General features: G+C 37.8%; 11 protein-coding genes. 8 read left to right on the forward strand and 3 right to left on the reverse strand.

All coding sequences use genetic code 11. The features are described 5' to 3' along the window. Positions 1-4: 4 nt before the first annotated feature. The gene (locus DRF57_RS06035; protein WP_115917431.1) at positions 5-2,959 is read right to left on the reverse strand and encodes a SusC/RagA family TonB-linked outer membrane protein; all 2,955 of its coding nucleotides are present in this window, start codon (positions 2,957-2,959) and stop codon (positions 5-7) included. Positions 2,960-3,675: 716 nt separating this feature from the next. Here DRF57_RS06035 and DRF57_RS06040 point away from each other — a divergent pair. Both DRF57_RS06040 and DRF57_RS06045 read left to right on the forward strand, forming a co-directional pair. Continuing rightward, positions 3,676-4,581, forward strand: a complete 906-nt coding sequence (locus tag DRF57_RS06040; protein WP_115917433.1) for an SDR family oxidoreductase — start codon at positions 3,676-3,678, stop codon at positions 4,579-4,581. A gap of 94 nt (positions 4,582-4,675) precedes the next feature. Beyond that, on the forward strand, positions 4,676-5,596 hold the full coding sequence (locus DRF57_RS06045; protein ID WP_115917434.1) for a helix-turn-helix domain-containing protein: 921 nt from the start codon (positions 4,676-4,678) through the stop codon (positions 5,594-5,596). Between the two features lie 90 nt (positions 5,597-5,686). Here DRF57_RS06045 and DRF57_RS06050 read toward each other — a convergent pair whose 3' ends face one another. Beyond that, complete coding sequence (locus DRF57_RS06050; RefSeq protein WP_115917436.1) at positions 5,687-6,049, reverse strand: nuclear transport factor 2 family protein; 363 nt, start codon at positions 6,047-6,049, stop codon at positions 5,687-5,689. A 376-nt stretch (positions 6,050-6,425) separates the two neighbouring features. On the opposite strand from DRF57_RS06050, the gene DRF57_RS06060 reads away from it, so the two are divergent. Continuing rightward, the gene (locus tag DRF57_RS06060) at positions 6,426-7,934 is read left to right on the forward strand and encodes an amidohydrolase family protein (protein WP_115917438.1); all 1,509 of its coding nucleotides are present in this window, start codon (positions 6,426-6,428) and stop codon (positions 7,932-7,934) included. Positions 7,935-8,097: 163 nt separating this feature from the next. Here DRF57_RS06060 and DRF57_RS06065 read toward each other — a convergent pair whose 3' ends face one another. Further along, entirely contained in the window at positions 8,098-9,666 is a 1,569-nt protein-coding gene (locus tag DRF57_RS06065) for a serine hydrolase (RefSeq protein WP_115917440.1), read from the reverse strand. Positions 9,667-9,977: 311 nt separating this feature from the next. Between DRF57_RS06065 and DRF57_RS06070 the strand changes: the two genes are divergently transcribed. The 5 genes from DRF57_RS06070 to DRF57_RS06090 are packed head-to-tail and all read left to right on the forward strand — an operon-like array spanning position 9,978 to position 12,675. Next, positions 9,978-10,727 carry a sulfite exporter TauE/SafE family protein gene (locus DRF57_RS06070; protein ID WP_084087346.1) on the forward strand — a complete coding sequence of 250 codons (750 nt, stop codon included), beginning with the start codon at positions 9,978-9,980 and terminating at the stop codon, positions 10,725-10,727. 13 nt (positions 10,728-10,740) lie between these two features. Further along, complete coding sequence (locus DRF57_RS06075) at positions 10,741-10,983, forward strand: MoaD/ThiS family protein (protein WP_084087348.1); 243 nt, start codon at positions 10,741-10,743, stop codon at positions 10,981-10,983. A 5-nt stretch (positions 10,984-10,988) separates the two neighbouring features. Further along, complete coding sequence (locus DRF57_RS06080) at positions 10,989-11,405, forward strand: molybdenum cofactor biosynthesis protein MoaE (RefSeq protein ID WP_115917442.1); 417 nt, start codon at positions 10,989-10,991, stop codon at positions 11,403-11,405. Between the two features lie 47 nt (positions 11,406-11,452). Beyond that, positions 11,453-12,328 (forward strand): formate dehydrogenase accessory sulfurtransferase FdhD, encoded by an 876-nt coding sequence (gene fdhD / locus DRF57_RS06085; RefSeq protein WP_115917444.1) that lies wholly within the window; start codon positions 11,453-11,455, stop codon positions 12,326-12,328. Further along, positions 12,325-12,675 carry a DUF7009 family protein gene (locus DRF57_RS06090; RefSeq protein ID WP_084087353.1) on the forward strand — a complete coding sequence of 117 codons (351 nt, stop codon included), beginning with the start codon at positions 12,325-12,327 and terminating at the stop codon, positions 12,673-12,675. Before fdhD ends, DRF57_RS06090 begins: the two co-directional genes overlap by 4 nt. Positions 12,676-12,679 lie beyond the last annotated feature (4 nt).

The following is a 12,679-nucleotide window of genomic DNA, read 5'->3' on the forward strand; positions in this document are numbered from 1 at the left end:
TCTTTTAAAATGTTAGTTTAAAGCCGAGAGAGACACTTGATAGCGTAGAATATTTGTATGAATCTGAAACTCCGGTTAATGAAGTTCTGGGATCATATCCTTTTCTCTTGGACCATAGGTAGAGGTTGTTTCCTGTGAGGTAAACTTTTAAACCGGATAAACCAGCCTGTCCTGCAAAATCATCAGGCAGCTGATAAGACAGCGTAACATCCTGAAGGCTGATGTAATCTGATTTGATAAGATAGAGTGTTGAATTTCCATTCTGATTGGTTGATGTCAGGTCCACTCTTGGTAAAGCTGCACCGGGGTTTTCAGGAGTCCATGTTTTATCCAGATCCGTAGAGTAGTTAGAGGCATAGGTATCCGAATGGAATAAGCTTCTGTAAATATCATCATACCCATAGCCGCCAAACTGATAAGCAAAATTAACAGACAGGTTCAATCTCTTATAGGTTACATCTGTTCCAAAACCACCATACACTTTAGGAATAGCTGATTTTCCAGTATTGTAGTCTGTAGCCTCCTTATAATTATTGGTTATGGTTTTTTCTTCCTTTTGAGTGGTTGGGTTGATGACTGTACGGTACCATAAGGCATCCCCGTTATTGGGGTTTACACCGGCAAACTCTTTAAGGTAGTAGGTATATCTGTCACCGCCTTCCGCCAAAATAAACAGGCCGCTGACAAGACCCGTATTTCTCTGTTCAGCAGGTAATCTGGTAATTGTATTTTTATAATGGGTCGCATTGGCGTAGATATTCCATTGGAAATCATCGGTACGAAGAACATCCACATTGATATTAGCCTGTACACCTCTGTTTGTCATGTCTCCTATATTTCCGTATTTTACATAAGATCCGGCATTGGAGGGAGGAAGAGGAAGCGTATAAATCATATCTGAGACTTTCCTTTCAAAATAATCAGCATTTAAGGTAATCCTGTTTTTCAACAGGGAGATTTCAACACCGGCATTCAGATTCTTGGAAGTTTCCCATTTTAAATCTTTGTTTCCTTGCTTTTTGAGGGATAGCACAGGCTTGTCATCCCCAAAATTGTTGATCCCATAGATATCCTGATACGCATAATAATCCCTATTGGTCCCGTCTAACAGGATGTTGTCATTTCCCTGCTGTCCGTAGGAAGCTTTTAACTTTAAAGAATTGATCAGCGCATTATCTTTAAGAAAGTTTTCTTTGGCCACATTCCATGCTACTCCCAATCCATAGAAATTTCCCCATCTGCTTTCCGGAGAAAAAACAGAAGAGCCATCTCTTCGTACATTGGCATTAAAGAAATATTTACCGTCATAATTATAGAGTAATCTGGAGAAATACCCTTCTACAGCATACTCATAGCCATTCCCGGACAGGTCTGTTATTTTTACGGCATTATCAAAAGACAATGAATTCGGTAATAAAAGTTGTTGTTTTGATCCGGAAAATCCTTCATTTTTTATTTTGTTTAATTCGTGGCCTACAAGGATGTTGAAACTATGATTGCCTAATTTCTTTTGATAGGTAAGCAACTGCTGATGATTCAGGGTATATTTGAAAATTGAACCTTTGGAAATAGTACCGCCCACGGATGATGATGTACCTCCTTCTGTATTTCCAAACTGAAGGTTGGTGACATTCTCAAGATAAGCTCCGAAATTATAAGTAAAGTCCAATCCTTTAATGATTTCATAGTTTAACCCCAGGTTGATATTCGTAATATTGCTGGTGGTTTGAGATTTATCCTTTTGGAGATTGCCCACCGGATTTTCAAACACAGCATAAGACCTTGTAGCTCCGTTAGGACCTTGCCCGTCACCATAATCATACAGAGCATTTCCATTAGTGTCGTAGAGCTGTTGATAATTATTATCTCTGAGGAAAACAGGATAAAAAGGAGATATATTTCTGGCAAACTGAAAAGGATTGGAAAAACCACCTGATTCTCCAAAATCCTGCTTGCTGTAAGTATAAGAAAGGGCTGTCGTTAATTTTAGTTTTGAGGTAATAGAATAGTCCAGGTTGGATCTTATCCCAAACCTTTCAAATCCGGAGGAGATAAGATAGCCTTTATCATCCAGGTAGTTTAAGGACGTATAAGATTTTACCTGATCACCATTGGCACTGATTCCTACAGTAGCTTCCCTTCTTAGGGCAGGTTTGAACAGCAGCTTTTTCCAGTTATCCTGATACAATAACTGAGCATCCGGATTAAATTGACCGTCTTTTGTAATCAGCTGATTAAAAGGAGTGTTGTAAACATTGTATCCCAGTTTGCTTAAAGCAGCCAATCCCGCAGCATGAGGACTGGCAGCAGAAGGTATAGCACCCGGTTGCTGGAGTCTTGCCACTTCTCCAATCCTCGCCCTGTTATAGTATGCGGTATAATAATCCTGTGGAGAGGTATAAACCGAATAATCTTCAATAGATCTGAAATTAACCCCGGTTCTCACATCAGCTTCAATATGTAACCCCTTCGTTTTGCCTCTTTTGGTGTTGACAATAATAACACCGTTGGCTCCTCTTGATCCGTATAAAGCATTGGAAGAAGCATCTTCAAGAAAGGAAATACTTTCAATATCTGAGGCTGCAATACTGTTGAGGTTTCCGCTGTAGGGGATACCGTCCAGAACGATGAGTGGATCACTGGAGGCGTTAATAGAACCTATTCCTCTCATTCTTATAGTTGGCTGTGAGCCGGGTTGTCCTGAAGAGATTACCTGTACACCGGCAACCTTTCCACCAATTCCCTGAAGAATGTTTCCGTTTTGAAGGTTAGACAGGTCTTTAGCTTTTAAGGACTGTACAGATCCGGTGATCTCTTCTTTTTTCTGTTTTCCAAAGGCTACCACCACCACTTCTTTGATCGAGGTTTCTTTGGAGAGGCTGTCTTTACTTTGTGCAAAGCCATATTCTGCGAATAAAAGCACAGCCAATACACCAAGTTTGCATTGTTTTTTTCTCATTATATTATCATCTTTAAGTTTAAAATCGTAGGATATGACGGCCTGTACTTCCAGTTAAGGAATAAGAAGTCCCGGCCTCCCTTTTTGGGGAGGTTCCAGTGAAAAGCTTATAATGGGTACAGGGTTAGTTAAGCCTTGAAATAAAAGGCCCTACAGTATCAGATTGTGTATGTGAAGTTATGACATCATCATTGTACACATCGAAAATTCAAAACACATATTTTGAGAAGTATGATCGTGCTGTGAAAGACATAGATATGCACTGCGGTTATGTTGGGCAGACATCCTATCGACGATGGTGAACAGGTAAGTATCGGAGTAATTTTTATTCATGAGAATAAAGTTTATTTTTTTTAACTGTGTCAAAATTATTTAATTATTTGTAAATCCTTATCAATAGGGGATATGAGATATATCATATAAGTCTACTAATTTAGTAGGGTAATGGGGATTTAAGTATTTGAAGTATGGATTTTAAATGTAATATATTTTAAATCAGTAAGTTATTTATTTCGTTGAAATGCGAGATAAAGTCTCTATTAAGCTTCTTATATGGTGTGAATAAATCTTAATAATAAAAGTCTATTGTTTTTGTAGACTTTTTGTTTATTTTATGGGAATGAGATGAGTTTGTTTTTGGCTAAGAAGAAGTGAGATTGAGCGAAGTCTGTTTTAAGCGGTATTCAGAATTTTACATCAACAAAAAATAGATAAAAATGAATATTGTTTTAACAGGTTCCATCGGGAACATTGGAAAACCACTTACAGAAGAGCTCGTACGAAAAGGACATTCGGTAACCGTTATCACCAGTACTACAGAAAGAGTATCCGCTATTGAGATGCTGGGAGCAAAAGCTGCTGTAGGAAATATGTTTGATGTAGATTTTCTGACCAAAACATTTGAAGGGGCAGATATTGTTTATTTAATGGAAACTATGGAGGCCGTGGGAGATCTATTTGATAAGAGTATTGATTTCATTGGTGAGATCAGTAGGATAGGGCACAACTACAAAAAAGCTGTTGAACGGTCCGGTGTTCAAAAAATCATACATCTCAGCAGTATTGGCGCACATACCGACAAAGGAACAGGTATCATTGTTTTTCATTATGATGTAGAGCAGATACTCAGAGAATTGGCGGAGGCTATTTCTATTAAATTTATTCGCCCGGTGGGTATTTACTTCAATCTGTTTTCCATGATTACCGGCATCAGAAACAAAGGAGCGATTGTTTCCAACTGGGGAGGCGATAAAAAAGAACCCTGGGTTTCCCCATTGGATATTGCAGAAGCTATTGCAGAAGAAATTGAAAAACCCTTTGAAGGAAGAAGTGTTCGTTACGTAGCCAGCGATGAGGTATCTCCCAATGAAATTGTGAACGCTTTGGGAGAGGCTATTGCTAAGCCGGATTTACAATGGCAAATCATTCCGGATGAGGAATTATTCAATCATTGGGTGGATATCGGATTCAATGAGCAGGTGGCAAGAGGTTTTGTAGAAACCCAGGCAGCACAGGGGAGTGGTATATTATACGAAGACTATTATCAACAGAAACCTGTTTTAGGAAAAATAAAGCTGGCAGATTTTGCTAAAGAATTTGCTGCTGCCTATCAAAATGAATAATACATAGCGCATCACCGGCAGTCTCAATACATGATGGATAAGGTTGAGACTGCAATGCTGCTGCAAATCACCACAAATTAGTAACTTTATCCTTATGGAACAGCGGATTACAAAAAGAATAAAAACCATTACTGAATTTCACCGGTCAAGAGGTTTGCCTCATCCCGAACATCCCCTGGTGAGTGTGGTTGATTATAGTACCGTTATCCGGCCTGAAGATATTGGTGAGGCCAACTGGGTATTTGATTTTTATATGATTTCTCTTAAAATAGGAATCAATGGTCAATTGAAATATGGACAGCTGGAATATGATTTTGATGAAGGCACCATGTTTTTTATTTCTCCCAATCAGGTCTTCCGGATTGAAACTGAACCCGCTCTTCAGGAAAAGCAATCCGGGTGGATGCTGCTGATTCATCCTGATTTCCTTTGGAATACCCCTCTGGCAAAAGAGATCAGGCAATATGATTTTTTTGACTATTCAGTACATGAAGCTTTATTTCTTTCCAAAAAAGAGGAAAAAACAATCAATGAAATTATAGAAAATATTGAACAGGAATATCGGGCTACTCTTGATAAGTTCAGTCAAAATATTATTATTTCACATATAGAAACCCTGCTCAATTATTCCGAAAGGTTTTATGAACGTCAGTTTATAACCAGAAAAATTATCAACCATCACGTTCTTAATCGCCTGGAGGAGGTGTTGAATGAATATTTCAATGATAATGCTCCGGTTTCAAAAGGATTACCCACCGTGCAGTATATCGCCCAAAAGCTGAATATTTCTCCCAATTACCTGAGCCGGATGCTTACCACGCTTACAGGGCAAAGTACACAGCAACTGATTCAGGATAAATTGATTGAAAAAGCCAAAGAAAAACTCTCTACAACAGATGAATCCATAAGTGAGATTGCATATGATTTAGGCTTTGAGCATCCCCAGTCTTTTACAAAACTGTTTAAAAATAAAACGAATCTTTCGCCGCTAAAATTCAGAAATTCTTTTCATTAAATGAGATGAGGATTAAAAGCTCAGGATAGGATGTTTGTATAAAGGAATCAGGATATGTTGGGTCTAATGGAAGAATAAAATGAAAATACTTTAATGTCCATAGCTTACCACTCTTGAGATCATCCAGCCTTCATCAGTATGCTTCCAGATATGAACAAATTTGAACGTTCCACAATGGGTTAAAACTCCATTTTCCAGACGACAAAACTGATGTACCCCCGATTGAATAGCTCCGTAATCTTTAACAGGATATACTTCTACGGTACCGGGCACAAGTATTCTCCTGGTATAGGCATAGTTTTTAGCAACCTTTAGGAAATTATCAACGGTTTCTTCGTATCCAGCCAATCCACCGGTATCATGGAAAAATTCAAGGTCTTTGGTGAAAAAGGTTTTGAGTTTGTCGATATCTCCACTGTTGGCAGCACTGAAAAGTGTGCTGTCCCTTTCCATAATGGTATGATAGAGTTCCCGGGAAACCGGAGTGTAGGATTTTGTTTGCGAAAAGGCTGCCGACCCTAATGCACTGCATATCAGGATAGAGAAAGAGCGTGCCCCTATTATTTTTTTTGTAAAAAATGTTCATTGAATAAATCTAAGCATTAAATTTTGATCAGCATTTTTAAAAGAATCCATTGATCTATGAAAGCTTGAAATATCGATGATTACCATAAAAGAAATGATGATATGAAAAGAGTCGGTATAAAAATTAAGCCCATTTTTAGGAGGTATTGAGAGTATTTTTGTAAAATTAATTATATTTTTGATGATGATTTTATTTGTACAATTGATATTCGTGATCAATTGTGTAACGTGAACCCTTACTATTATGATGAGAAAATATTCTACTTATATCCTGCTTTTTGGATTTCCTTTGTTCGGATGCCAAACTAAGGTGGTTGAAAAACCCACCTATGAGCAGAACTGGATGTTGTTAGAAAAAGATAATAAAGCACTGGCTTTTGATGCCGATATACACTTATCTGATGCTGAACTTACATTGGATAAAAAATTATTTGAACTACGAAAACAATTCCTTAACGAAACAGAGAAACAGAAGATCCCTTTATATAACAGCTCTTTTAACGAATTAAAACCGTTGATAGAAGACAGTAAGCTGTATAAAGTTTTTCAAACGATGCCTAAAGGTGGTCTGCTGCATACCCACAGTGGAGGAGTTACCGATATGAAATGGGTGATTGCAGCGGCAAGAAAGTATAAAGAATGTTATGTCTATGACCAAAAAGATAATGATAAGTTTATTGTAGGTCAGCTGGCTTTTTTTGAAAATGGGAAAGTTCCCCAAGGATTCGTCAGTCTTGATAAAAAACTTCTTTCGGATCCTCATTTTGAAAAAGAGTTATTGGAGCGTCTCACTCTGAAGCGGGATAAATTATGTACCTATACCAACTATTGGATTGAGTTTGAAAAACGTTTTCAACGCATCAATCTGCTGTTGCCTTACCGTCCTTTCTTTAAAGAATATTATCTGAAAGGTTTCCAGGATCTGGCGAAAGATAAAGTACAGCATGTGGAAATCCGATATGTTTTTGAAGAGCTTTATGATTTCCAACATGGAAAATACCCTGTAAAGAAATCGATTACCGACCTGCAGGATATCGTTAAAGAAGTACAGAAATCAGACCCTCAGTTCAGCCTGAAACTCATTTATTCAAGTTTTAAGTTTTTAGATCCTCAAAGTATTGAAAAGCAGCTTGAAACAGCTTTTGAACTTAAAAAAGAATTTCCGGATATGATTTCCGGTTTTGATCTTGTTGCAGATGAAGCGGCAGGCCATAGTATTTCTTTCTTTGAGAAAAACTGGACCGCATTGGACGGACTTAGTAAAAAATATGGCGTAGAAATGCCTCTTTTCCTCCATGCCGGTGAAAGTAATTCGGTCTTTAATAAAAATGTTTTTGATACTTCATTGTTGAATAACCGAAGAATTGGTCACGGTTTAAACCTGATCTATTTTCCGAAGACAATGGAGCTGATCAAAAAACAGAATAAACTGGTTGAGGTAAGCCCAATCAGTAACCAGATTTTAGGATACGTCAGTGACTTGAGGAATCATCCGGCAAGAGTGTTATTAAGTAATGGAGTACAGTGTTCCATAAACAGTGATGATCCGTCGGTATATGGATATGAAGGACTCAGCTATGATTTCTGGGTTGCTTTTGTCTATTGGGAGCTGGATGTGAAAGCCCTGAAAAAATTGGTTTTCAATTCCATTACTTATTCTTCTATGAATGATAATGAAAAAAAGGTTGCCGTTGCCCACCTGAATAAACAGTGGAATGATTTTATTCAGCATACCAATCAGTCATTAAACTAATGTAAATGTCTGCCCAGTTGTTTTTTTGAATAGACCAGAATAAAATAAGGTGAGTTGCTAAACTCACCTTATTTTATATTTATCCTATTTTTGGGAGATAAGCCCTATTGCTTGATTACCGCTTTTTTAGATTTGAATTATTATTTTATGAGCAGTATATCTGTTATTTTCTTACTTTTTCGAAATTCAGATCCTGAAAGTCGAAGCTAAAATCTATATTGGGAGAGATGCCCTTCATTTTTATATTTTGAGCTTTTCCTTCTTCATCTAAGTTAAACAGGGCCAATGCATCGCAGTTCATATCTTTATAATCCCATTTAATTGCAAAAGTATTGGCTTTATAAAAACTCATAGGTCCATTTAGTTTTGGTGACCGATAAGACTTGAACCACAATTGACTTCCTTTTAGGAAAATCTCAATTTTTCCAAACCATTTATCCTCATACAATCCGATTAAATCTTCGTTCTTTATTGTCGTATTTTTTGCTTTGCTTACGGTCTCCCAAACTTTTTTAGTAACCTCATCTCCGGATTTTTTTTGTGACTCAAAATAAGCAGCATACTTATCTACCCAACCGAAATCGTTGAGCCCTAAATAGCTGTCAATAATCGTTTGGCTCACAGAGGAGAAAACACCGGCGCCGCCATTTTCCGTATTGGTCAAAATAACAATACCTAAATTTAAATCAGGGATCATGGTAACGATAGAAAGCATTCCGGGTAAGCCTCCCGTGTGTGAAACACTGAGATTCCCCTTCACATCTGATAAATTCCAGCCTAAACCATATCCATTGAAGTGTTGATTGTATCTTGGATTAGGATTTATTTGATCAACGGTATGGATCGTCCACATCTCATGTTGTCTTTCTTTAGTAAAAAGCTGTTTGTCTAAATGGGAACCATATTTACCATGGTTGAGCTGAACAAGCATCCATTTAGACATATCATCAACGTTGGAGACTATTCCTCCGGCAGCACCATTAACCATTGGTCCGTATAAAGATATTTTTTTTATAGTACCTGATTCTGAGGAATGTGGTGAAGCCATCATACTGAAATCCTTTACCTGGGCTATAGAGCTGAGAGAATTCTGCATTTGTAATGGTTCCAAAATACGCTTCTGGATAAAGGTTTCCCAGGTCATTCCACTTATTCTTGCAATAATTTCACCGGCCACCAAATACAATTGATTATCATAGTTAAACTGGGTTCGGAAACCTGAAACAGGTGTGAAATACTGGAAAGATTTTATCACATCGTTGATAGTGAAGTCTGTACCATCCGGAAACATCATTAAATCACCTGCTCCTAAACCTAGTCCGCTACGGTGACATAACAGATCTTCTATGGTAAAATTTTCCGTCACATAGTCGTTATACATTTTAAATTCCGGAATGTATTTTTTGACATTATCATTCCAGGAGAGTTTTCCTTCATCTACTAAAATTGATAAAGCAGCAGTTGTAAATGCTTTACTGTTAGAAGCAATTTCAAAGTTGGTATGCTCATCAATAAGCAGTTTTGTATCTATAGATTTTACCCCATAGCCTTTTTTGTGAACTATTTTTCCATCCTTTACAATAGCTACAGCGACTCCTGCAACATTGAATTTTTCCATCGCGTTGGCAATCAGCGCATCGATTTCTTTAGAGGGTATTTGTCCGGGTAAATGACTACTTGCAAATACAGTAATAATGGTAATAATGAATAGAGACCATTTTATTTTTGTCATAGCTGTTTAATTTGATATCATGGTTTTATTGACCACTCAGCTTCACGGTTTAAAGCAAGTGGATATTAGCAGCGCTAAATCTATAGATTAAAAGCCTAACTTCAAAATGAAAAGCCAATTTTAAATCAGACATGGAAGTTCCAGAATTGGGAAAAAATAGAGGCATTAAAATGGGTGGATGCACCCGTATTTTTTTTAAATAAACAGTTTGTGATATTTTTTTCACAAATTACTGCATAGTCTTTGATCAGAAGCTATAAAACAAGGAGTAAAAATCAGTATTATTGTAAGATCAATAATTGATACACTTTATGGGACATTGGGAAATCATCTTGTTCTTTCTGGTGATAGCGTTTGTTTATTCATCAGTAGGATTTGGAGGAGGGTCAAGTTATCTTGCTGTGTTGGCAATGTATGGTCTTCCATATCAGGAGATACGCCTGATAGCTCTTATATGCAACGTGATTGTCGTTACGGGAGGAGTTTATATTTATATTAAAAATAAACAGACCGATTGGCGGAAAATACTGCCCATTACCCTTGTGAGTGTACCCATGGCCTATCTGGGTGCCATACTGAAGATCAGTCAGGAAACTTTTTTTCTGATCCTGGGGATCACCCTGATTATAGCAGCCATATTGTTATGGATAAAAACAGATGCAAAGAACAACGCTGAAATATCACAGGATTCACAGGCATCCGTCATTCGGAATGGCTTTTTGGGAGGCGGAATCGGGTTTCTTTCTGGTTTGGTAGGTATAGGAGGGGGGATCTTTCTTTCCCCACTGCTTAATCTGCTGAAGTGGGATACCCCAAGAAAAATTGCTGCCACCTCCAGTTTTTTTATATTGGTTAATTCCATATCAGGAATTTTCGGACAGCTCACAAAACTATCCGTAGATATGGACTTCTTTAGAATTCTGAGTTTATGTCTGGCCGTTTTTATCGGTGGACAGATAGGTTCCAGAATGTCTCTCAAATGGAACCCCTTAGTTATAAAAAGAGTGACAGCTGTGCTTGTTCTGGTAGCGGGAATAAATGTTTTAATAAAATACTGGTAAACCCCACTTAAAAATGAAACTTAATATATTGGCGTTCGGAATAGCAAAAGATATTTTTGGAACACCGGACATGGAAATAGAAACCACAGAAGACTTGAATGTCGGACAGCTAAAAGATATTCTGGAAGACCGTTTTCCACAGCTGAGAAAACTGAAATCTTATTTTATTGCTGTGGATGAAGAATATGCGGATGATGACCGCATCATAACAGGTACTAACGAAATAGCAGTGATCCCTCCCGTAAGCGGTGGATAAAAAGTATGATTGATATAAAAATAACCGACCAGGCACTGAATATAGCTGACTGTTTAGAGGTTGCTCATGATCTGGGCAGCGGAGGAACAGCCACTTTTATAGGAACCGTTCGTAACAGGACCAAAGAAAAGCCTGTTGTCCGCCTGGAGTTTGAATGTTATCAAACTATGGCGATTAAGGAAATGCAAAAGATAGCCGACGCAGCTGCTGCTCTGTTTTCCGTTCGCAATATAGTGGTTCACCATCGAGTAGGAATACTATATCCCGGTGATGCGGCAGTGATCATTGTTGTTAATGACGGACATCGTGAGGCAGTTTTTGATGCCTGCCGGTATATCATTGATACCCTAAAACAAAAAGTTCCGATCTGGAAAAAAGAAATTTTTGAAGATGGAGATGAATGGGTTTCCGCACATCCGTAATGGTAAGGAATAAAATTTCGTATATTTACTATAATACTTCTTGTTAGATGAAAATCAATACCTTGAAATATAATTCAGTACAGAAGATAGAGATTATCAAAGTTAAGGATAACACAAGTTTTCCCTATACGGATGATATTTCAGTGGAAGAACCATTGGAAATCAGGATTTCATTCGGATCAGAATCCTACAGGGAGACGAAAAACCTATCCGTTACCATGAGAACTCCCGGAAATGACAGGGAACTGACAGCCGGTTTTCTATATACGGAAGGGATTATTGAAGACCCAAAGCAGATCAGAAATGTACAGCATGCTCAGGAGGCATGTTCCAGAACCAGTGAAAATGTGATCATCGTTGAACTTGCAGAAGGATTTGTTCCACAGCTGATGAAAACTGACAGAAATTTCTATACCACCTCCAGTTGTGGAGTTTGTGGAAAAGGATCCATCGAATCAATACGAACTGTAAGTGCTTTCCATAAACTGGAAAAAGAAAAAATTACCCTCAATCTGGAAACCATCTATCAATTATCAGAGAAACTAAAATCTTTTCAGGATAACTTCAGTGCCACAGGGGGAATACATGCTTCAGGCATTTTTGATCTGGAAGGTAATCTTCTTGCCGTGCGGGAAGATGTAGGAAGGCATAATGCACTGGATAAATTGATAGGATATGCCGTGTTCACTGACCAGCTGCCATTGAAACATAAAATTTTAGTATTAAGTGGAAGGGCAAGTTTTGAACTGGTTCAGAAAGCGGCAATGGCAGGTATTCCGGTTATTGCAGCAATAGGAGCTCCCTCCAGTCTCGCAGTAGATCTGGCAAAAGAGTTTGATATCACTTTACTTGGGTTCCTTCGGGACAACAGGTTTAATATCTATCACTCGGGGACTAATTTTGAAATTAAAAATTTGATATGAAAATAAGAATAAAAGATAATTCCGTGAGATTCCGAATTACCCAATCGGAGGTTACGGAATTGCACAAAAATGGAATAATCTCCAGCACCACACAATTTATAGACAACCCATTTATATATACTGTTGAAAAAACAGATGAACAACAGCTGTCAGCTGCATTTGTAGAGCATAGAATTGTAATGAAAATTCCAGGTTTTATGGTAGAAGAACTGGCTACTACAGATAGGGTGGGTTTCGACGGATTGAGCGGAAAAGTTCAGCTCCTGATAGAAAAAGACTTTGTATGCCTTGATAATACCATAGAGGATCAGAGTGATAATTATCCGAATCCAAATATGAAATGCTAACCCA

The sequence above is a fragment of the Chryseobacterium rhizosphaerae genome (assembly GCF_003385455.1).
Lineage (GTDB): Bacteria > Bacteroidota > Bacteroidia > Flavobacteriales > Weeksellaceae > Chryseobacterium > Chryseobacterium rhizosphaerae.